The organism is Paraburkholderia fungorum (assembly GCF_902833645.1).
Classification (GTDB): Bacteria; Pseudomonadota; Gammaproteobacteria; order Burkholderiales; family Burkholderiaceae; genus Paraburkholderia; species Paraburkholderia fungorum.
Genome location: NZ_CADFGE010000001.1, coordinates 794,972 through 817,514, shown reverse-complemented (window position 1 = coordinate 817,514; position 22,543 = coordinate 794,972). Strand labels below are relative to the sequence as shown.

The following is a 22,543-nucleotide window of genomic DNA, read 5'->3' as shown; positions in this document are numbered from 1 at the left end:
TCAGGCCAAATCGACATCGTATGTGCGACAAAATGTCGCATGGAAAAGCTTACATTTAGCATAATTCTTCGGCATCATCGCGGCCATTATTGAATGGGAATGATTCTCATTTGAATGATTTTCTTGGAAAAATCGGAATCAGCGATGAGCGTAAAGAACGGGGTAAAGCAGCCGACGAAACGGTTGATGGTGCGGCCATTGCACTTGGCGGCGTGTCTGGCATTTGCGGCGAGTCATGGGGTGTGGGCGCAACAGGCGTCCGTCACCCAGGCGACGCCGGACGCAAGCGAAAAAGCGCTGCCGACTGTCAAAGTCACAGCGACGCAAGATACGGCGCAGCACCTGAAAGAAGACGTGAGTAGTGGGGCGCTCGGCGCGCGCTCGCAACTCGACACGCCGTTCTCCACCGCCGTGGTCACCAGCGAAGAATTGCAGGATCGCCAGCCGTCCAAACTCGGCGATGTTTTCGCCACCGACGCATCCGTAACCGACAACGGCAACGCTTACAACGCATGGGCCACCTATGTGACGGTGCGCGGCATGCAACTCGACTGGCAGTCGGGCTTCAAGATCGACGGTCTGCCCTTTAACAGCTATGGCATCACGATGCCGTACGAGCAACTCGAAAAAGTGGAACTGCTGAAGGGATTGACCGGCTTCATGTATGGTTTCGGCGCACCGGGTGGCGTGGTCAACTACGTGACGAAAAAACCGCCGGTTTCGACCGCACCGGTACGCAGCATCGACATTGGCTATCAAACGGCCGGCGTGTGGAGCGAACACGCCGATCTCGGCGGCCGCGTCGGCCCGAACGGCGTGTTCGGTTACCGGCTGAATGCGACGCACGAAGAAGGCAAGACCTACAACGAAGGTAATGTGCGGCGCGATTCCGTGTCGCTGGCACTCGATGCCCGTATCACCCGCGACCTCAAGGCGAGCTTCGGCGCGCTGTATCAGGAACGTCATGCGAGCGGCATTACCGGGGCGATCTCGACGGCGCAATATCCGGGCACGAGCTTGCCGCGCACGTTGAGCGGCGGCACGGGCGACCTCTCCGGTCCCGACCAGCATCTGAACACGAATGTGCAGCTCTACACCGCCGGCGTGCAGTACAACCTGAGCGCGGACTGGACGCTCAATGCGACCTACAGCTACAGCAAAAGCTCGCGTGATCGCAACGAGAGCACGTACTACCTGCTGAACAGCGCGGGCGATTACACGGATAGCCGTTTCGCCGGCAAGGAAGGGCATCAGCTGAGCTTGTGGCAGGTGTCGGCGGAGGGCAGCGTCAAGACCGGGCCGTTCCAGCATCAACTCGTATTCGGCGCGGCTTATCAGCGGCAAACCAACGACTACGGCGCGAACAGTTTCTTCGGCCAGCTCGGCACGGGCAACCTCTATCAGCCGAACACCAATACCTTCGACAGCGCTCCGAATTACTACACGTATCGCAACAGCGACATCACGCAAAAGGCCTTGTTCGCGAGCGATACGATCCAGCTGACGCAGCGCTGGTCGGTGCTGGGCGGCGTGCGTTATACGAACTACGAACAGCACGGCTATTCGACTACCGGCGCAACCACGTCGAGCTATAGCCAGAACGGCGTCGTGACGCCGACCGTCGCGCTGATGTTCAAACTCGCGCCGACCACCACGCTGTACACCAGCTACGTCGAATCGCTGGAAGCGGGCAGCATCGTGGGCGATACGTACGCGAACCGCGGGGTGCAGCTCAAGCCGTTGCGCAGCAAGCAGTACGAAGTCGGGATCAAGAGCGAGCACGCGCGCTGGAGCGCGACGGCCGCGCTGTTCCGGATCGAACGCGGCTCGGAATACGCAAACAGTGCGAACGTCTTCACGCAGGACGGTCAATCGATCTTTCAGGGCGTGGAGTTCGGTGGCGACGTGCGTCTGGGCTCGAACTGGAATGTCGGCGGCGATCTCATGTGGATCAACACGAAGTACGAAAAAGGCGCGGCAAATAACGGCAATCGCGTGGCCGGCGCGCCGCAGTTCGTCGTGGCGGGTCATGCAGCTTATTCCGTGCCGTATGTGCCCGGGTTGCGCATCGGCGCCGATGCAAAGTTCACCGGCAATACCAACGTGCGTCCAAGCGCCAGTCTCAATGCGCCGGGCTACCTGCTCGTCAACCTCGGTGCGAGCTATGCCACGCGTATCGGTGGCTACGACGTGACGTTCCGCGCGGCGATCGACAATCTGCTCAATCGCCGCTACTGGCAATATCAGTATGCGGACTACGTGACGCCGGGCGATCCGCGCACGCTGTCATTGAACGCGCGCCTCGACTTCTGAGCGTAAAAAAAGCGGCCCGCAGGGGCCGCTTTTTTGTTTGCTGCTGCCTGCTCACACGAGCCGCAGATAAATCAATTCCCGCTTGATGTACGCATAGAAGATCGGCGCCGCGACCACGCCGGGGAGGCCGAACGCGGCTTCCATCACGAGCATCGCGATCAGCAATTCCCACGCGCGCGCCTCGATCTGACCGCCGACGATGCGCGCATTCAGGAAGTATTCCAGCTTGTGGATCACGATCAGGAATATCAGCGACATGATCGCCGCCGGAAAGCTCACCGAGAGCGCCACCGCGACAATGATCGTATTCGAGATCAGATTGCCGATCACCGGCAGCAAGCCGGCGATAAACGTCACCAGCACCAGCGTCTTGGAGAGCGGCAAGGTGTCGTGAAAGATCGGCAGGATCACCAGCAGGAAGATGCCGGTGAAGACCGCATTGATCGCGGAAATCTTGACCTGAGCGAAGACGATGCGGCGGAAGGCGTCGGCGAAACGGGCCACGCGCGTGACGAACGCGGTGGATAGCGGCAGCCGGTGCATATGCTTTTGCGCCCCGACCGCGATGATCGCGCCGATGATCATGCCGATCAGAATATGCGTGAACGCGCGCGCCGCGGTCTTGCCGCTTTGCTGCAGCATGTTCGCGTGCGTCTGCATCAACTCGGTCGCCTTGGCCTTCATCTGCTCGGTGTCGACCGGCAGATAGTTGGCGATAAATTGCGGGATCCGGCCGCGCGCCTCGTCGATCAATTGCATCGCCTGGTCGAGCAGTTTCTGCACACTCGGCACGTCGTTCTCGAAGTGCTCGATGATGCCCAGCGTCAGCCCTGTCAGTGCGCCGACTATCACGGCCGAGAGAATCACCACCGCGAGCCAGCGTGCGCGCTGGCTCGACATATGCCGCTCGATGCGCGGCGCAATGGTGTGCACGAGTTGATACACGAGCAGCCCGGCCAGCAAGGCGCCGAGCAGCCGCAGTTCGATGACCGCCCACATTCCGATCAGCATCAGCACGTAACTGCCGATTTCGACCGCCGACAGCTTCGGCAGGCTCATGTCGCTAGTCAGCCTGACCGGGCGTGGGCGTAGGTCCTGCACTTCCCCGTCGTCGCGCGCCTGATTCCGCTTGGCCATGGCTTATTCCGTCTCCAACCCGTGTTGTGCTGCGTTACTTTCTGCTGGCAGTGCGTTTCAATAGCGGCGCCAGATACCTGCCGGTAAAACTTGCCTTCGACCTGGCGACCTGCTCCGGCGTGCCTTGCGCAATGATCTGGCCGCCGCCGGCACCGCCCTCGGGGCCGAGATCGATGACCCAGTCGGCGGTCTTTATTACATCGAGATTATGCTCGATGATCACGACGGTATTACCCTGGTCTCGCAAACGATGAATGACTTCCAGCAGCAAGGCGATGTCGTGAAAGTGCAGACCGGTGGTCGGCTCGTCCAGGATGTATAGCGTGCGACCGGTATCCCGCTTGCTCAGTTCCAAAGATAGTTTGACGCGCTGCGCCTCGCCGCCCGACAGGGTAGTGGCCGACTGGCCCAGCCGGATATAGCCCAAACCCACGTCCAGCAAGGTTTTCAGCTTGCGCGCGACGACCGGGACCGGCTTGAAGAACTCGTAGGCGTTCTCCACCGTCATGTCGAGCACTTCGCTGATGTTCTTGCCTTTGTACTGCACATCGAGCGTTTCGCGGTTGTAGCGCTTGCCGTGGCAGACGTCGCAGGGAACGTAGACGTCCGGCAGAAAGTGCATTTCCACCTTCAGCACGCCGTCGCCCTGGCAGGATTCGCAGCGGCCGCCCTTCACGTTGAACGAGAAGCGGCCCGCTTCGTAGCCGCGTTCCTTCGCTGCCGGCACGCCCGCGAACAGTTCGCGGATCGGTGTGAACAGACCCGTGTAGGTGGCCGGATTCGAGCGCGGTGTGCGGCCGATCGGCGACTGGTCGACGTTGATGACCTTGTCGAAATGCTCGAGACCTTCGATCGATTCGTACGGCGCCGGCTCGGTAGACGAGCCGTACAGGTGATGCGCGACCGCGTGGTACAGCGTGTCGTTGATCAGCGTGGACTTGCCCGAGCCGGACACGCCGGTCACGCAAGTCAGGAGGCCCACCGGCAGATCGAGCGAGACGTGCTGCAGGTTGTTGCCGTACGCCTCGACGATGCGCAGACGCCGTTCGTCCGGTTCCTTGCGCTCGTCCGGGAATTCGATGCAGCGGGCGCCGGACATGTACTGCCCGGTCATCGACGCCGCGTTCGCCTGCACCTGCTTCGGCGTGCCCTCGGCGATCACCATGCCGCCGTGCTCGCCCGCCCCGGGGCCCATGTCGACCACGTAGTCGGCCATGCGGATCATGTCTTCATCGTGTTCGACGACGATCACCGAGTTGCCCAGGTCGCGCAGATGCTTGAGCGTGGCGATCAGCCGGTCGTTGTCGCGCTGATGCAGACCGATCGACGGCTCGTCCAGCACGTACATCACGCCGGTCAAGCCGGAGCCGATCTGCGAGGCGAGGCGAATGCGCTGCGCTTCGCCACCCGAGAGCGTTTCCGCGCTGCGTTCGAGCGACAGGTAATCGAGCCCGACGTTATTCAGGAACATCAGCCGTGCGACGATTTCCTTGACTACCTTGTCGGCGATTTCGCGCTTCGAGCCTTCGAGCCGCAACGTCTGGAAATAGCCGAGCGCGTCGCGCAGCGGCCAGCCGCTGATTTCGAAGATGCCTCGCGCGTCGCCGTCCGAGCCGATCCGCACGAAACGGGCTTCCCGGCGCAGCCGCGTGCCGGCGCAGGCCGGGCAGGGCTGGTTGTTCTGATACTTCGCCAGTTCCTCGCGCACCGCGACCGAATCGGTCTCGCGGTAGCGCCGCTCCAGATTCGGGATGATCCCTTCGAACACATGCTCGCGCACGGAAGTGCGGCCGCGCTCGTTGATGTACGAGAACGGAATTTCCTGCTTGCCCGAACCGAACAGCAGAATCTTGCGGACCTTCTCCGGCAGGTCTTCGACGGCCGTGTCGATGTCGAACTCGTAGAACGCGGCGAGACTTTGCAGCATCTGGAAGTAAAACTGATTGCGCCGGTCCCAGCCTTTCACCGCGCCTGCCGCCAGCGACAGCGACGGATGCGCGACGACCCGCTTCGGATCGAAGAAGGTGATCTGGCCGAGGCCGTCGCATTCCGGGCAAGCGCCCATCGGATTGTTGAACGAGAAGAGGCGCGGCTCCAGCTCCTGCAGCGAATACGAGCAGATCGGGCAGGCGAACTTCGAGCTGAACAGATGCTCCTTGTCCGTGTCCATTTCTAGCGCGATGGCCCGGCCGTCGGCGAGGCGCAGCGCCGTTTCGAACGATTCGGCGAGGCGCTGCTTCATATCGCCGCGCACCTTCAGACGGTCGACGACGACGTCGATCGTATGCTTGTCGTTCTTCTTCAGCTTCGGCAGCGCGTCGACTTCATAGATTTTCGCGACGCCTTCATTGGCGGTGCCGCCGCCCGAGCGCACGCGAAAACGGATGAAGCCCTGCGCCTGCATCTCCTCGAACAGTTCGACGTGCTCGCCTTTGCGGTTCGCTACCACCGGCGCGAGAATCATCAGCCTGGTCTCTTCCGGCAGGGCGAGCGCCGCGTCGACCATCTGCGAGACGCTTTGCGCTTCCAGCGGAATTTCGTGATCCGGACAGTATGGCGTGCCGACCCGGGCGAACAATAGCCGCAGATAGTCGTGAATTTCGGTGACGGTGCCGACCGTGGAGCGCGGATTGTGCGAGGTCGCTTTCTGCTCGATCGAGATCGCCGGCGACAGGCCTTCGATCAGATCGACGTCCGGCTTCTCCATCAATTGCAGGAACTGGCGGGCGTAAGCCGAAAGACTTTCGACGTAACGCCGCTGTCCTTCCGCATAGAGCGTGTCGAACGCGAGCGACGATTTACCCGAGCCGGACAGGCCCGTAATCACGACAAGCTTGTGACGTGGGAGGTCGAGATTGACGTTCTTCAGGTTGTGGGTGCGAGCCCCACGGATACGGATTTGTTCCACGCGTTATTCCAAGACTTGGCCCGTGACCTGGCGGAAAGAGGAGGAGGCTAAACCTGCTACTATAACGACTTTTCAAGACCGCCGTTACGGCTTCCTGACAGCCCGAAGAAGGCATGAGGCAAGCTGTAAGGCAGCGGTCCAGCGCCGCGGAGAAGAGGTCTAACTGGGGCCGATTTCCGCGAGTACAAGGCGCCGCGAGGCTCCAGGCGGGCGTGTAGCAAGGCCGCCGGCCCGAATGCCGCGCCGCATGCTTGCCGCCCAGCTCATTCAAAGAACGCTCCCGATGTCCAATCCGTCTGCTACATCCTCACGCATGAGCGCGCCTGAAATGCGCGCGACCGTGTCGCTTGCCGCTATCTTCGCGCTGCGCATGCTCGGTCTCTTCATGATCATGCCGGTGTTCTCGATCTACGCGAAGACCATCCCTGGCGGCGACAACGTGCTGCTGGTGGGGATCGCGCTCGGTGCGTACGGCGTGACGCAGTCGATGCTGTACATCTTCTACGGCTGGGTTTCCGACAAGGTTGGGCGCAAACCGGTCATTGCGACCGGCCTGCTGATCTTCGCGCTCGGCAGCTTCGTCGCGGCGGGCGCCCACGACATGACGTGGATTATCGTTGGCCGGGTAATTCAGGGCATGGGCGCGGTGTCGTCCGCGGTGATCGCGTTTATTGCTGACCTGACCTCCGAAGAGCATCGCACCAAGGCGATGGCGATGGTCGGCGGCAGTATCGGCATTTCGTTCGCGGCGGCGATTGTCGGCGCGCCGATCGTGTTCCAGTGGGTCGGCATGAGTGGCCTGTTCACGCTGGTCGGCATCTTCTCGATTCTGGCGATCGGTCTCGTGCTGTGGGTCGTGCCCGATGCGCCCAAGCCGGTGCACGTGCGCGCGCCGTTCGCCGAGGTGCTGCATAACGTCGAGCTGCTGCGTTTGAACTTCGGCGTGCTCGTGCTGCATGCCACGCAAACGGCGTTGTTCCTCGTCGTGCCGCGTATTCTCGAGGCCGGCGGCCTGCCGGTCGCGTCGCACTGGAAGGTGTATCTGCCGGTGATGGGCCTCTCGTTCGTGATGATGGTCCCGGCGATCATCGCGGCGGAAAAGCGCGGAAAAATGAAGATCGTGCTGCTGTCGGCGATCGGTCTTATCCTGATCGGACAGTTGTTGTTGGGCGTCGCACCGCATACGATTCTGAGTGTGGCGGCGATTCTCTTTGTCTACTTTCTGGGCTTCAATATTCTTGAAGCGTCGCAGCCTTCGCTGGTGTCGAAACTGGCGCCTGGCACCCGCAAGGGCGCGGCGGCCGGCGTGTACAACACCACACAGTCGATCGGTCTTGCACTGGGCGGCGTGGTCGGCGGCTGGCTGCTGAAAGTGGACGGTCAGAGCGCTGTTTTCTTCACTTGTTCGGGGCTTGTTTTGTGCTGGCTTATAATCGCCGCACAGATGAAGCAGCCGCCGCGCAAGGCGTAAAAAGGCTCACTCAGAACTCACCTGGCGGCGGGCTGAGGCGCAGTTCCGGTCTCCGGCCCGCTGGCTTGAGACGTGAATCGTGTGTTGCCGCGCCGCCCGCAACGGAATCAACAGGAGAAACTCATGGCATCCGTGAACAAGGTCATTCTCGTCGGCAATCTCGGAGCCGATCCGGAAGTCCGTTATCTTCCGAGTGGCGACGCAGTGGCGAACATCCGCCTTGCAACGACGGATCGGTACAAGGACAAGGCGTCCGGCGAAATGAAGGAAGCGACTGAATGGCACCGCGTGTCGTTCTTCGGCCGGTTGGCTGAAATCGTGTCCGAATATCTGAAGAAGGGCTCGTCGGTGTACCTGGAAGGGCGCATCCGCACCCGCAAGTGGCAGGCTCAGGACGGCACCGATCGTTACTCGACCGAAATCGTCGCCGAGCAGATGCAAATGCTGGGTGGCCGTGGCGGCTCGATGGGCGGCGGTGGCGACGAAGGCGGTTACAGCCGCGGTGAGCCGTCGGAGCGTAGCGGCGGCGGTGGTGGCGGCCGTGCGGTCTCGGGCGGCGGCGCTTCGCGTGGCGGCAGCGGCGGTGGCGGCGGTGGTTCGAGCCGGCCGAGCGCGCCGGCCGGCGGCGGCTTTGACGAGATGGACGACGATATTCCGTTTTGAGGTTTACGCGTAACCACAGAATGTAACGATCAACCCCGCCTTCGTGCGGGGTTTTTCGTGTCTATGAAAATCGACACGCATCATGCCCTGGCCGTGTCGCTGCCATCTTTCCGACGTGCGATCATCGCGTCAGGATCGACCTCAATGTCGATACTGCGCATCGGTGCTATGTCGACTTTGCGCTGGAGCAGCCGTCGAGCGCTGCGCCTCATTATCTCGGCGCGGACGGCTTGGGGTTCACGGCATTGGCCGGGCCGCCGATGAAGCTTTCGAACCCGGCGGGCAAGCAGGTCGGCAAACCGCTCGCGACTTACGCCAAGGTGCGTTACGCCTACACGATCGACTATTCCGACGACCTGCTGGTTGCCGGCCGGGAAGCTGACAACAGTGACAGCATCGCCGGGTAATCACAGCTCAGCTTCGTCAGCAAGAATCCCTCACCGCCGGAGGTGCTCCAGCGCATCTCTCATCGGCGAACTGGAAATCACAATCGGCCCGGAAAACGGCGTATCCAGGTCGACGATCACATAGATCGCGGAAGCAATAGAAACTGCTCCGAGCGAGATCATGACCAATGCCAGCGCGTTGCGCGGCGCGATCAGTCCGAAGCTGAGAAAAATCACGCACAGCCAGAAGGTCAGCGTCACGAAGAACGGCAGGGAAATCGAACTGTGCGCTTCCTCGATGATTTTCCACCGGGCATCCACGGTTCGTCGGTATTGCGTCAGCGCATCATTGAGCGCGCGCTGTTCTAACGGATCGTGCGCTCTCAGCTGCCGCAACTGCCGGCCCACGGCGGTCAGCATGTCGCCGAGCCGCACGTTCTCCAGCTTCTGCGTGTTGTCCTGCGTTCCGATGTCCCGCGGATAGTCACCGGTCGGAGCCGCCTCGCCTGGCCATGTCGATGCAATCGCGGCTGCGGTGTAGAGGCGCAGCAGATGCCGGGCCTCATCCGTATCGCTGCCGTATTCCCGCATGGTCGTGTCGAATTCGATCAGGTCAGCCGCGAAGGTGCGCAGATCATTCGATTCGGTATCGAAGCTGGTTTTCGCCGATGCCGTCATTAGTCCGAGCACCAGAGCGGCGAACGTCACCAGCATGCCGATAACCAACTGGATGAGTTGCACGGTTTCGTGCGCCTTGTGCTCCTCGGGCAGCAACGGTCGCACCCACACGCCAAAGCCGGTACCGACAAGCAACAAAGCGAAAACCAGCAGAGCCGAGCCTATTTCTGACATAGAAATGCTCCGGAAACGCGCGCCTTGTTACTTTCTACCAACCGCCGTTCGCCGACCACCCGGGTAGTCCCGCAAATGTCCTTGCGCGAGCGGCCGCCGACTTCCGCTCGGAGGTTGAGGCAGCGCAAACGCATGCGTCACCAACCATAAAGTTTTCTGTAATCCCGCCGTAGACCCTCTATGTGGCATTCGCTTAAATTTCAAACAAAAGTTGCGGGCCTGGCCGATGGGCTTGGGCGCAGCACGCGTGGCCGAGGCTAATTCTCTGAACATCCAGCCAGGCAGCCCAATGGAGACCAGCCCGATGCTGAAAAATCTGTCGATTCGAACCTGCCTGACCCTGATGATTGTGTTCTTTGGCGTGGTGCTGTTGTTCGGCGCCGCTGCGGGACTGTTGTCGTTGCGTTCGAGCAACGCGTCGCTGCAGCAGATGTACACCGTGGACACGCCCGCAGTCGCCGATCTCGAAGGCAGCGCCGGACAACTGCTGCGCCTGCGTCTGGCTTTGGCGACCTATGCGTCGTTGGTCGACCTGAACGATCAGGACGGCGCGACCGCGGTGCTCAAGCGGTTCGATCAGTACCAGAAAGCGTCGAACGATCGTCTTGCCCACTATCTGAGCCGTGCGAGCACGGATGCCGACGAACAACGTTTGATCAAGGACATGCAGGACAAGCGCGACACTTTCCTGCATGAGGGGGTCGATCCGGCGCTGGCCGCGCTCAAGTCGGGCGACAAGACCGCATTCGAGCAGTTGCAGGCACACAAGCTGCCATCGCTCTATAGCGCGTACGAAAAGGCGATGCTTACGCTCGAGCAGTTGCAACTCGATCATGGCGCCCAGCGCTATCAGGACGCGCAGGATCTGTTCTACGCGATCTGCATTGCGGTGGCGGTCGGCATGGGCTTGTCGTTGCTGGGCTCCCTGGTTGGGCGGGCGATTATGGTGCGGGCCATTGTCAGTCCGGTCGACGCGACTATTGCGCAGTTTCAGCGAATTGCCAACGGGGACCTGACCGGCCAGATCGACGTGACGAGCAACAATGAAATGGGCCGTCTCGCCGCGGCGTTGCGCAAGATGCAGGACTCGCTGATCGAGACGGTGAATGCCGTGCGTCACGGCACGGAGTCGATTGATACGGGTGTGAGCGAGATTGCGGCGGGCAATACCGATCTGTCGCAACGTACCGAGGAGCAGGCCGCGTCGCTTGAAGAAACGGCGGCCAGCATTGAAGAGCTGACTTCGACGGTCAAGCAGACGGCGGACAACGCGAAACAGGCGAGTTCATTGGCCCAGGGCGCATCAAGCCTGGCGGCACAGGGTGGGGACCTGACCGAGCAGGTGGTGGGCACGATGCATGGCATCGTCGACGACTCGCGGCGGATTGCCGACATTGTCGGCGTGATCGAAGGGATCGCATTCCAGACCAATATTCTGGCGCTGAACGCTGCGGTCGAAGCCGCGCGTGCGGGCGAGCAGGGGCGTGGTTTTGCGGTGGTGGCGAGCGAAGTGCGCTCGTTGGCACAGCGAAGCGCGGCGGCGGCCAAGGAGATCAAAGGTTTGATCGATGCTTCGACGGCGCGGGTGCAGGCCGGTTCGCAACTGGTCGAACGTTCCGGCTCGACGATGACTGAAATTGTCGAGGCGATTTCCCGGGTGAGTTCGATCATGGGTGAGATTGCCGCGGCGGCGATTGAGCAGAGTACAGGGATCGATCAGGTGAATCTGGCCGTCGCCCAGATGGATGAGGTGACCCAGCAGAACGCTGCGCTGGTGGAGCAGGCTGCTGCGGCGGCTAGTTCGCTGGAGGAGCAGGCTCGCAGGTTGACTTCGGCTGTGGCGGTCTTCCAGACGGGGGGTGGTGTTTCTTCTTTTGCCGGTCGGCGAGGGGGATTGGGGGCTGCGCCGGCGATCGGGGAGTTGAGTGGGGTTGTAGGGGGGTGATGGTTTTGTTTGCCTGGTCGGCGGTTTTCTTGTTGATCTGGATCTTTGGCCTTTCCTTGATTTGTTAGTGGTTTATTGGCGTTGCCCCTGTGCGGGGCGGCACTTACTTTCTTTGCCGCCGCAAAGAAAGTAAGCAAAGAAAGCGGCTTCACACCGCCAGCTCATAAGCGGGTCCCCCGCGCAGCCACGGTAGTGGTGCATCTGGAATCTGTGTTCCCGCGCACTCCGCGTTAGCGACAAGGCGCTCATCAGCTCCCACTCCGCACTGCGTGCGTCGCGGACGGGTCTGCCAGGGAAACCAGCGGCCTCGCTTCGCGTAGCGGGAGCCTTCAGCTTCGCCTCGGCACGGCGCTCCCGCCATGATCGGCGACACCCAGTTCAAAGAAGATGTCGGTGCGTCGCATTCGCGGTGCAATCGCGATCGTTGCCGCGGTTGTGCTTGCAGCAGCGAGGCAACGGCGAGTCAGGAAACGGGGGCAAACGCGCGAGAGCGAAACGGCATCGAGCGAGCAGCGAGGCAACGGCGAATCGGGGAACGGGGACTAACGGGAGAATGAAATCGCAGCCCGGTGGCAGCGACGCAACGGCGAGCTGGGAACGGACCAAACCGCGAAAGCGAAAATCCGGCGGCCGGTTTTATAAACTGGGTATCGGCGCGCGCAGCGCCGCCGGAGGTATGACTGCCTTGTCACTAAAGCGGAATGTGCGAGGCGACAGATTCCAGATGCACCACTACCGCTACTGCGCGGGGGACCCGCTTAAAAATTAGCGGTGTGAGCCGCTTTCTTTTGCCTACTTTTCTTTGCGGCAGGCAAAGAAAAGTAGGTGCCGCCCCGCACAGGGGCAACGCCAATAGACCACTAACAAATCAAGGAAAGGCCAAAAGACCAACAACTAAACAGCTCCCAGCAAGGCAACATCCAAAAAAAACCAAAACCGCCGAACAGCCAAAAAACCACCAAGCCCCGACGCCCAAGGCGTCAACTAAACAACCGCATCAACGCCATGCGCGCATTACTAACGCGCTCACTTTCGCCGACTCGCCCTGGCAACAAATGAAACTCCACAACAGGCAGCGCAGGCAACCCGACACTCGCCGGGCAGGCCACTACCCCTCCCCCAATCGACGATTCGTTCAGGCAGGAAATACCCAACCCAGCCCTCAACGCCAGTTGCAACCCTGCCACCCCGGAGGCCGAATGCGACACCAGATACGGCACCTTGTGTTCGTCGAGGAGCTTCACAACGAAACGCTGCAACTGGCAACTCGACGGCAGTAAAACCAGCGGATAAGGCGTGCCCGGCCGCGGACTGGCATCGGCCGCACAGACCCATAGCAGTTTTTCGCGCCGCACCACGGTGCTTTGCACACCAACGCCTGCTCGCCGGCCGGTGGCGCGCGCGCTCCCGGTGACGAGCCGCAACGAGAGGCCGATGTCGTACGACGCATCGTCGCCCGCACTGCTGTCGATCACAGCGCTCGGCAGCACGGTGACGTGCAGTTTCAGGCGCGGATGCTGTTCCGAAAACAGCTTGAGAATGCGAGCGATGTCGAGCGGACGATAGTAGTCCGTGATCGCGATACGCAGCTCACCGTCAAGCGAGCGGCCTTGCAGGTCTTCGAACGCCGCTTCGCTCATTGCGATGATGCGTTGCGCGTGATCGAGCAGGCGGCTGCCAGCCGACGTGGCGGACACCCCCTGCTTGCTGCGCACAAAGAGTGGCTGGCCGGCGCGCTCCTCAAGCTTCTTCAACTGTTCGCTCACCGACGATTGCGACAGGAACACGCGCTCCGCAGCCGCCGAGATGCTGCCCGATTCGGCGACGGCGACAAAAGTGCGCAACTGTGTCAGATCAAATCCGCGTTGACTCATGATTCGGTATATCCGATGGAAGTCATCTGAATTTCCGGCTTTTCCGATGGTTGACCTAGCCGTAGGATACCCCCAATTCATTCATTGCGGAGTTTGTCATGAGAAGCGATTCAGTTGCGGCCGTGAAGGTCCAAGGCGAGCGTGCGGCGAGTCATCGGTGGAAGGTGCTGGGTGTCGGTTTTGCGGCGAACGCGAGTTTTTCGGCAGCTTTCTCAGGGATCCCGACCACAGCGGTCTTCTTGCGTTCGGGTTATCACCTCGGCAACGAAGGGCTCGGGCTGGTGCTGGGTATGCTCGGTCTGGGCATCGCGGTCAGCGAGCTGCCATGGGGACTTCTGACCGACCGTTGGGGCGACCGCCGCGTGTTGTTGCTCGGACTTCTTTCGACTGCCGCGGCGCTGGCCGGGCTGGCGTTGTTCGTGGTGCCGTCGGGCACGCATGTGCCGAACATGGCGACACTCGCGCTCGGCCTGCTGCTGGTTGGCCTGCTCGGCGGTAGCGTCAACGGTTCAAGTGGCCGCGCGGTGATGGCCTGGTTTCGCGACGGCGAGCGCGGCCTCGCGATGAGCATCCGGCAGACCGCGGTGCCGGCCGGCGGTGGTCTGGGCGCGCTGATCTTGCCGGTGCTCGCCTCGAGATTCGGCTTTGCCAGCGCGTACACGGTGCTGGCCCTTGCGTGCGCGATTACCGCGGTGTTTGCCTGGTGCTGGCTGCATGAGCCTTCGCATGCCACAGGCAATAGCGCGGATACGGCTCGCAACGCGGCGATTGCGAGTGCCGCGCCCGCGAAGGTTTCGCCGCTCCGTGACGTGAGCATATGGCGAGTGGCGCTCGGCGCGGGTGCACTATGCGTGCCGCAGCTTGCTGTCGTGACGTTTGGGACCGTCTTCCTTCACGACTTCAGCCGCGCGGGCGTGCTGGCGATCAGCATAACGATGGCTGCGGTGCAACTGGGCGCCGCGATTGCACGGGTCTGGAGTGGAGCGTGGACCGATCGCCGCGGTAATCGACGTGCCTACATGCGCGCCTGCAGTGTGCTGACTGCGGTATTGTTCGCCTCGCTTGCGCTGTTGACGGGACTCGCCGGCATGCACCACGCGGCGATGACTGCGGTGTTCGCGCTGATGATCGTGCTGGGTGGTGTAAGCGCGTCCGCATGGCATGGCGTGGCCTTCACGGAGCTCGCAACGCTTGCGGGGACGAGCCGGGCAGGTACCGCGCTCGCGATCGGCAACACCTGTGTTTTTCTCACGCTGTTCCTGACGCCGCTCGCGATTCCGCTGTTGTTGTCGGTGGGCTCGTGGCCGATGGTGTGGGCGATAGCCAGTATGTGCGCATTGCTCGCGCTGCCGGTGTTTCCGCGCGCGGCTCGCGCAAGCAAGCCGGCAGGAGTGCGCGCTTGCGATGCCACCTGATGAGGCAAGCTCGACCGACGGCATGAAGCTGCCGGCCCCATTTGTTGTTGTTCATGCGACGGGAGCGACGGGATGCGCTCCCGTCGCTGTATTGCTTTCTGGTCGGAAATAAAACAGCGGAGAAAAACTGCGAGAGAAAACTGTCGCATATTCGCTTCGCATAATTATGTATTCCTACTTTGATAGTGCCGCAATGGACTATCAAATCGTCTGCCGGTTTCAGAACGTTCCGATTTTCTCCCCAATGCGGCAGTGGTTTTATGGCCGCCCTTGACTCGCCATTCCAGCTTGGGCGGCCATCAGGCAAGTGCGAAGCGAGCGGGATTTTCCTTGCATGTTCGCCGAATACACCTACAACAATCGGGAGAAATAATCGTGAATCTTCGAGTCATTCTGGCGGACGACCACCCGTTCGTTTTGCTTGGCGTGCGGACTGCACTGGAAATGCACGCCGGTGTCACTATTGTCGGTGAGGCGGTTACGCCTGGTTCGTTGATCAAACTGTTGCAGAGCACGCCTTGCGACGTGCTAGTCACCGACTTGACGATGCCGGAGGTCTCTGGCGCGGTCGACGACGGTCTTGATCTTGTCAGGCGAATCCGATGTGCATGGCCATTACTGCGCATCGTCGTGATGACAGCTCTGACGAACACCGAGATTCTGCGCGCTATCGTGTCAGATGGTGTGATCAGTACGCTCAGTAAGATGGAAACGACCGACGAGCTTTGGCAAGCGATCGAAGCAAGCGGCAAGGGGGAGGTGTACGTCGGCCGCTCCGTCGTCGAAGCGCTCGCCAAGCCTGGCGACGAAGCATGCGAACCGCCACCGGTTTTGCCTTTGTCGCGCAAGCAGGCAGAGGTGATACGAATGTTCGTGCGTGGTTTATCGATTCCTGAGATCGCGGTAGCGCTCGGATGCCATAGCCGAACGGTTAGCCGTCAAAAACGCGAAGCAATGACTAAACTCGGCGTCACCAACGACCCCGGTCTTTTTGCCTATATTCGTGCGCATGGCGTTATGTGAGTTAAATCGCATAGCTAATTAATTATTCATGCGATTTGATTGAACTATTTCGGAGCGCTCTTATTTTTATCCTCCGAAATATGTTGAATGATCGCGACAGGGCCAGTTGCTCCGGAGAGAGCGACAGGAAATCAAGGTACGGGGGAGAAAAAGACAATGAACGAAAACGCTGACTCAAGCACGCCTGTTCGAACCATCATCGCAGACGATCACCCACTGGTTCTGTTGGCAATCGAGAATCTGATGACGGGCTATCCGGACATGCAGATCGTCGGCCGTGCTGCCGACGCAACAGAACTTTTCGCAGAAGCCGATCGTATTCCGTGTGACCTCGTTCTGATGGATCTCTATATGCCATGCGGTTTCTGCGACAGTGCGCTGGAAACCGTCAGGCAGTTCAAGGTCCGCTTTCCGGGGGTTGCACTTGTCGTGCTGACGATGGAAACCGAAGCGGCCGCATTGAAGAAGGTCATCGCGCTCGGTGTCGACGCGTTGATCAGCAAACGCGACCGGCTCGATCTGATTCATGTGGCAATCGTCACCGCGCTGGCTCATGAGTGCTACCTCGGACCTGCGGTGCGATCGTTGATTGCCGACGCGACGGTCGCGCAACGCCTCGATTTTGTCCGGCAAATGTTGTCGCGTCGTGAGCTTGAGGTGTTCACGCAATACGCTTCCGGGTTTGGTGTGACGGAGATTGCCGGCCGCCTTGAGCGTAGTGTCAAGACAATCAGCGCACAGAAATGTACCGCGATGCGCAAGCTCGGTTTGCACAGTGACGCGGAACTGTTCCGCTTCGCCGTCGAGCACGGCGTGGTCTCTGAAGACTGCCTGAAAAACCGGCGTTAAGCCGATGGGACGTCACGCCGGTCCGGTGGCGTGGCGAACAGAAGATGCACTTGGCATATCCCGGGGAGGCACGTCGCGTGCAGGGAGTGCCAGTCGATAACACAACAAAAAATGACACAAAAAATCCGCGTCATCGTGGCCGACGATCACGATTGCGTTCGTGTTGGCGTGATGCGCCTGTTGCAATCGGTCCCTCACATAGAGATAGTCGGCGAGGCGGTTGATACCCAGATGCTGGCCGAATTGCTCGACACCCATGCGTGCGACGTCGTGGTGTCGGATATCGGCATGCCGGGCATCGACGGAGCCAGCAACGTCGTATCTTTCCTGCGCCGCCTGTTCCGGGCTCGCCCGCACCCCAGCGTCGTTATCCTGACGATGATTTGTCATGCGCACATGCTTTCCGGTTTGTTGCACCTGGGCGTGGCCGGAATCATCGACAAACGCGACACCGCCAGGTCGTTGATCGAAGCTATCGAGGCAGCCGTCGCCGGCGGCGTTTATCTGTCTGATCAGGCACGCATCGCGATAGACACATCCGATGCGCCGCCGCAGCCGCGCGCTGGCGTGCTAAGTGCACGCGAATGGGAGGTCTTCCAGCTATATGTGCAGGGTCTGACAGTCCATGAGATTGCGGTACGTCTGCAACGTAGCGGTAAGACCATCAGCACGCAGAAGCGTAGCGCGATGCGCAAGCTCGGTCTCGAAACAGAAAACGACCTCATCGACTACGCGCGACAGATAGGCTTAACCTGACAGCCGCGTGAGAGAACTATCCTTGGACAGTCAATGCTCCTTACGACTTTAGGAGTCTTCTGATTGGTTGCGCGACGTTACCGTTTCATAGTTCTGAGTTGACTGTGGCTCGACTTCCAACACTCGCATGACGAAAGCTGTTATTTCGCGATGCTGTGCGCTGCCGGGCCAGGAAAATTCGGGCAGATGTTCAACGGCTGGAGTGATGCACCGTCTGCCATTTGAACAAAGACTGGGGGCGGAATGGTAGCGTTAGGTAAGCGATTATTGGTCGAGGGGAGTGGAACGGCGTGGGTGGTGTTCATCGGCTGCGGCAGCGTCGTATTGAACACTGGCGCGCCCCAGCAAGGCTACAGTGTGCTTGAGATGTCGCTCGCGTTCGGCCTCGCGCTTGTCACTGCGAGCTATGCGTTCGGCACCCTCTCCGGCGCGCATTTTAATCCTGCAGTCACGATCGGTTTTACGGTCGCACAACGATTCCCGGTTCGGGACTTGCTGCCCTATATCGCCGCCCAGATTCTCGGAGCGACTGCAGCTGCGGGACTGCTCGCTTATGTAGCGAGCGGCCGTCCGGGTTTTGACCTGGCCGCGAGCGAATTCGCAGCGAACGGTTTTGGCGATCATTCTCCTGCCGACTATCAACTACATTCCGCGCTCGTCATCGAGCTTGTTCTGTCGTTCGCGTTCGTCATGGCGAGCCTGATGTTGGCCAGTCGGCGAAGGTCGAGGCAGATCGCGCCGCTCGTCATCGGTGCGTGTCTGACGATCGTGTACATGGTATCGATTCCGGTTACCAATGGCTCCATCAATCCTGCTCGCTCAACCAGTCAGGCCCTGTTCGTCGGCAACTGGGCGCTTGACCAGCTCTGGCTGTTCTGGGCGGCGCCTTTGCTGGGTGGCGTTGCCGCAGGTGCGTTGTTTTCATTTCTGTGCTGCAAGTCCCGACGGTACGCGGCCTCGTTCGCTCTTGGTCAGGGCGAGGTCGCGTGAGCGCCGCCACATGTCATTTCATGATGCCTTTCACGAAACTACTGCGTGGTGTCGTGCTCGGTGTCGTGATGAGGCGGATGCTGGGGCGTGTATCGCGGTGCCTGCTTGCAGCGTTGGTGTTTGTTGGCATGCAGATGCAGCCGGCGGCAGCCCAGCCGGCCACGGGTGGACCGTATCCTTCAGCGGGCGGCGCGGTTCCTGCCAGCTTGAGCATTGGCGTTCTGGCTAGTGGTTGGTTGCCCTTTGACGGGCTTCAGGACGGTGAGCCAACTGGCTTGAGCGCCGACTATCTGCGCATGCTGGTTGGGCCGAATGTCGTGATTCAGCCGAAAACGTTCCCTGACATGCCACAACTGCTGGCCGCCGCCTGCGCAGGCGACGTCGATCTGGTCATGAGTCTCGCTCGCACACTCGAACGGGAACGTTGTTTCAGCTTTACTGCGCCGTACTTCCAGGCGTCTGCATCGGTCGTGGTCCGTCGCAACGGCGCCGTGTATGTGAACGCCGCTCAGCTTGCGGGTGCGCGCCTCGCGGTCGAGAAAGGATTTGCGCTGGAACGCTCGTTGCGCGAACGCTTCCCACGCGCCCATCTCGAGATTTTCACCACTACACACGCCGCGTTGCAGGCGGTCGCGCAAGGTGGCGCCGACGCCTATTTTGGCTTCACACCGTCCATTCAGTACGCGCTGAGCGCCGAAGAATTTCGCGGGCTGCAAGTTGCTTTCGAGGAGCGCAACAGACTTGCTGACTTACGCTTTGCTGTGCCACGTAACCACGTGGCGTTGCGTGACCAACTCGACCGCGCGCTCGCGGCGATGAATCCGGCCGATGATGCGGCGATCCGCGCACGCTGGCTATCCGGCAATTTCGACCCGCAAGCGACGCTTACTGCGCGCCCGCTCGTTCCGACACCGCAAGAGAAGCGGCGCACCCGGCAACAGCCGGTGACCGGCAGCGCGGGCGAGCAGGGCGTGTGGAGCGTGACCGCGGTGCGCCTTCTGCCGTTGTTAATCGGCATCGGCCTCGTACTGCTGGTTACGTTGCGCGCCTATTTGCTGTTGAAGCGTGAAGTCAGGCTGCGCAAACAGACCGAACGCGAGCTTGAGCTACAACTGAATTTCCAGGAAACCATGATGGAGATGGTTCCTTATCCGCTTGTTGCCAAGGATCTGGAGGGGCGCTATATCGCAATCAACCGGGCATATGAAGAGGCGTGTGGCCTAAGCCGTGAAGCAGTAATCGGGCGCACGGCCGTGGATGTCCAGACTTGGGGCGAAGCCAACAGTCACGTTCTGGATGAACTCACGCGCAAGATGCTGACAGGTGGTGAGATCGCCCAGGCGGAACTCCAGTTCGAGCGCGGAGCCGGAGATCTGCGGCACGGTCTGTTCTGGACACGGATCTGTCGCAACAGCGACGGCAGGCCGAGTTGCGTGCTGGGCACGATGGTCGACATTACCGATATCCGGCGTGCTGAAATGCTCGCCCGCGAAACCGAACGGCGCCTGTTTGACGTAACTCACTCATTGCCGGCCGTCGTATTTCAACTGCGCCGCACCGCGGACGGTACCTATTCGTTTCCGTATATCGGCGGCGACACGCGACATCTGCTGGGTGGCAACGGCGCGTCGTCGATGAGTTACGAAGAGATCGATTTCGGACGTGTGTGTGAGGAAGATCGGCATTTCGTGCTGGCCGAGCTGGAACGATCCGCGCGTTGCGCGACGCCGGTGAATATGGAATTTCGCTTCAAAGTCGATGACGAGCTCAGGTGGGCGCGCGCGGAGCTGGTGCCACGCCGCGAAAAGGATGACAGCGTTGTGTGGAGCGGCTACTGGGTTGATGCGAGCGTTGAGCACGCGCGCTCTGAGGAACTTGCGCGGGCGCGAGACGTGGCCGAAGCGGCTTCGCGCGCAAAAGACGACTTTGTCGCGATGATGAGTCACGAAATCCGTACGCCAATGAACGGCGTGCTCGGTCTCGTCGAGGTGCTGGAACGCACGCCACTCGATGCGGATCAAGGGGAAATGCTGAGCATGATCCATGAGTCGGCTGGCGCGCTGCTGCAGATCCTGGACGACTTGCTCGACTATTCGAAAATCGAAGCGGGACGGTTGACGATCGAAGCCGAACCGATCGACATGCGCGAGCTGGTCGACAACGCGGTTGGATTGCTTGCGGGCCGCGCGCACGAGAAGGGGTTGAAAGTACGCGTGGATATCGCACCTGAGGTTGCGGCTACGTTACGTGGCGACAGCGTGCGATTGCGGCAGATTCTGTTCAATCTGCTCGGCAACGCCATCAAGTTTACGCCGCAGGGCGAGGTCGACGTGCAGGTTGCGATGGTCGATCAGTCCGGCAACGCCCAGACGCTTGAGATGACCGTCGAGGATACGGGCATCGGCATTGCGCCAGAGGTCCAAGCCCGGCTTTTCGAGCCGTTCGTGCAGGCGGAGACGTCTACCACTCGCCGCTTCGGCGGTACGGGTCTTGGCCTGACGATCTGCCGAAAGCTGATCGACCTGATGAACGGCACGCTCGAATTGCGTAGCGAACCTGGGGTCGGTACACGTATGACAGTACGTCTAACCATGCCTGTGGAATCGCAGCATTACTCCCTGAGCGGCCTGCGCGGCAAGCGTGGCGTTGTAGCGACGGGCGACGCGCGAGTCGCGCAGGCGCTGATGAATTTTGGCCAGGCCCTCGGACTCGAGTTGCGGCAAGTGTCGCCGCGTGCGGTCGAACAGCGTGATCCGGCTGCACTGGGCGGAGTGGATATGATTTTCGCGAGCGAAGATGTGATGCTGCCGGCAAAGGTCGACTCCAATTTGCGGATCATTCGTCTGACAGAAAAGCCAAAGCCGACGGGCTACCGTATTTTTGAGAACAACGTGCGCGTCAGTATCAACCCGATTTCGTGGCGCGGTCTCGGCGCGGCATGCGCGGCGGCGATGACTGGCTTGCCGCCGGTGGCGTCGCGATCTGGGGTCAAGTCGAGCACGGGTGAAGGCACCACGGTACCACCGGACCGCGAACGGGCCATTGCCAGCGGACGGTTGATCCTGGTTGCCGAAGACCATCCGGTCAATCAGGAATTGATCCGTCATCAATTGGCATTGCTCGGTTTTGCCTGCGATGTGACGAACGACGGCGCCGAGGCATTGGCCGCACTGGAACAAACCAGCTATGGATGTCTGATCACGGATTGCCACATGCCAAACCTGTCCGGTTACGAACTGGCGCGGCGTATTCGGGAGCAGGAGCGCGGCGGCGCACGCCGTCTGCCGATCCTGGGAATTACGGCCAATACCGCGCCTGAAGACCTGAAGTTATGCCGTGACGCGGGCATGGATGACTGCCTCGTCAAGCCGACGCGGCTTGCCACGCTGCGCGACTACCTAAGCCGGTGGTTTGGCACGGATAGCGCGTGGCAAGCCGCACCGGCTGAAACCGTCGGCGTGGTGCAAATTTCCGGCGCGGCTACGCATAGCGCCCCCGAGCCATTCGTTCCAGTCGATCTGAGTCACATGACGCAGCTGTGGGGGAGCGAATCGACGGTCAAGGCATTGCTCGATTCGTTCGTTTCTTCAGTACGCGAAGACGTGCAGGCGCTGTTACCGTTACTTGAGCACGTCGAAGTCGAGCGTCTGCGCGAGTGGCATCATCGCGTGGCGGGGGCGGCGAGCGTGCTGCGGTATCCGCCGCTGCTTGGCGCGTTGGAAGACTATCGTCGGGACATCACCATCAAGACACCGGAACGCTTGCGCAGCGAGGGACTGGAGTTGGTCCGCAAATGCCATGCCATGCTGGATGGGATCGAGGAGCAGGCTGCACTGCTCGCATGACGTTGGTCGCCTCACGCTGCGGCACTATGAGGCCTTGTTGCCCCGTTTGAGCGACCGGATTGGCGTGTTAAGCGCTAAACCAGACGACGATCCGTCCAGGCGAAAAAAAACGCGGC

At 60.8% G+C, this 22,543-nt stretch carries 15 protein-coding genes; 11 read left to right on the top strand and 4 right to left on the bottom strand.

Annotated features, from left to right (window positions below; all coding sequences use genetic code 11):
* Positions 1 to 144 precede the first annotated feature (144 nt).
* Entirely contained in the window at positions 145 to 2,313 is a 2,169-nt protein-coding gene (locus tag HWX91_RS03655; protein ID WP_042276374.1) for a TonB-dependent siderophore receptor, read from the top strand.
* Between the two features lie 51 nt (positions 2,314 to 2,364).
* Here the strand turns inward: HWX91_RS03655 and HWX91_RS03650 are convergent, their stop codons facing one another.
* Both HWX91_RS03650 and uvrA read right to left on the bottom strand, forming a co-directional pair.
* Entirely contained in the window at positions 2,365 to 3,450 is a 1,086-nt protein-coding gene (locus tag HWX91_RS03650; protein WP_028199103.1) for an AI-2E family transporter, read from the bottom strand.
* 34 nt (positions 3,451 to 3,484) lie between these two features.
* Positions 3,485 to 6,358 (bottom strand): excinuclease ABC subunit UvrA, encoded by a 2,874-nt coding sequence (gene uvrA, locus HWX91_RS03645; protein WP_028199104.1) that lies wholly within the window; start codon positions 6,356 to 6,358, stop codon positions 3,485 to 3,487.
* A 283-nt stretch (positions 6,359 to 6,641) separates the two neighbouring features.
* Here uvrA and HWX91_RS03640 point away from each other — a divergent pair, with 283 nt between their 5' ends.
* From HWX91_RS03640 to HWX91_RS03630, 3 genes are all read left to right on the top strand, one after another.
* The gene (locus HWX91_RS03640) at positions 6,642 to 7,829 is read left to right on the top strand and encodes an MFS transporter (protein WP_169741873.1); all 1,188 of its coding nucleotides are present in this window, start codon (positions 6,642 to 6,644) and stop codon (positions 7,827 to 7,829) included.
* Between the two features lie 123 nt (positions 7,830 to 7,952).
* Positions 7,953 to 8,492: a single-stranded DNA-binding protein gene (locus HWX91_RS03635; protein ID WP_028199106.1), complete on the top strand. Its 540-nt coding sequence runs from the start codon at positions 7,953 to 7,955 to the stop codon at positions 8,490 to 8,492.
* Between the two features lie 260 nt (positions 8,493 to 8,752).
* Positions 8,753 to 8,899 (top strand): hypothetical protein, encoded by a 147-nt coding sequence (locus tag HWX91_RS03630; protein WP_156034545.1) that lies wholly within the window; start codon positions 8,753 to 8,755, stop codon positions 8,897 to 8,899.
* 30 nt (positions 8,900 to 8,929) lie between these two features.
* Here the strand turns inward: HWX91_RS03630 and HWX91_RS03625 are convergent, their stop codons facing one another.
* The gene (locus tag HWX91_RS03625; protein ID WP_028199107.1) at positions 8,930 to 9,730 is read right to left on the bottom strand and encodes a bestrophin-like domain; all 801 of its coding nucleotides are present in this window, start codon (positions 9,728 to 9,730) and stop codon (positions 8,930 to 8,932) included.
* Positions 9,731 to 10,034: 304 nt separating this feature from the next.
* On the opposite strand from HWX91_RS03625, the gene HWX91_RS03620 reads away from it, so the two are divergent.
* Positions 10,035 to 11,675 carry a methyl-accepting chemotaxis protein gene (locus HWX91_RS03620; RefSeq protein ID WP_028199108.1) on the top strand — a complete coding sequence of 547 codons (1,641 nt, stop codon included), beginning with the start codon at positions 10,035 to 10,037 and terminating at the stop codon, positions 11,673 to 11,675.
* 980 nt (positions 11,676 to 12,655) lie between these two features.
* Here the strand turns inward: HWX91_RS03620 and HWX91_RS03615 are convergent.
* Positions 12,656 to 13,549, bottom strand: a complete 894-nt coding sequence (locus HWX91_RS03615; protein WP_025496146.1) for a LysR family transcriptional regulator — start codon at positions 13,547 to 13,549, stop codon at positions 12,656 to 12,658.
* A 98-nt stretch (positions 13,550 to 13,647) separates the two neighbouring features.
* On the opposite strand from HWX91_RS03615, the gene HWX91_RS03610 reads away from it, so the two are divergent.
* From HWX91_RS03610 to HWX91_RS03585, 6 genes are all read left to right on the top strand, one after another.
* Positions 13,648 to 14,964, top strand: coding sequence for an MFS transporter (locus tag HWX91_RS03610; RefSeq protein ID WP_028200592.1), 1,317 nt, complete (start codon positions 13,648 to 13,650; stop codon positions 14,962 to 14,964).
* Between the two features lie 375 nt (positions 14,965 to 15,339).
* Positions 15,340 to 15,987 (top strand): response regulator, encoded by a 648-nt coding sequence (locus tag HWX91_RS03605; RefSeq protein ID WP_174459567.1) that lies wholly within the window; start codon positions 15,340 to 15,342, stop codon positions 15,985 to 15,987.
* Positions 15,988 to 16,143: 156 nt separating this feature from the next.
* Positions 16,144 to 16,836, top strand: a complete 693-nt coding sequence (locus HWX91_RS03600; protein WP_028200594.1) for a response regulator — start codon at positions 16,144 to 16,146, stop codon at positions 16,834 to 16,836.
* Between the two features lie 111 nt (positions 16,837 to 16,947).
* Positions 16,948 to 17,592, top strand: a complete 645-nt coding sequence (locus tag HWX91_RS03595) for a response regulator (RefSeq protein WP_025496142.1) — start codon at positions 16,948 to 16,950, stop codon at positions 17,590 to 17,592.
* A gap of 243 nt (positions 17,593 to 17,835) precedes the next feature.
* On the top strand, positions 17,836 to 18,582 hold the full coding sequence (aqpZ, locus tag HWX91_RS03590; protein WP_028200595.1) for an aquaporin Z: 747 nt from the start codon (positions 17,836 to 17,838) through the stop codon (positions 18,580 to 18,582).
* Positions 18,579 to 22,427: an ATP-binding protein gene (locus HWX91_RS03585; protein ID WP_390417638.1), complete on the top strand. Its 3,849-nt coding sequence runs from the start codon at positions 18,579 to 18,581 to the stop codon at positions 22,425 to 22,427. Before aqpZ ends, HWX91_RS03585 begins: the two co-directional genes overlap by 4 nt.
* Positions 22,428 to 22,543: the final 116 nt, after the last annotated feature.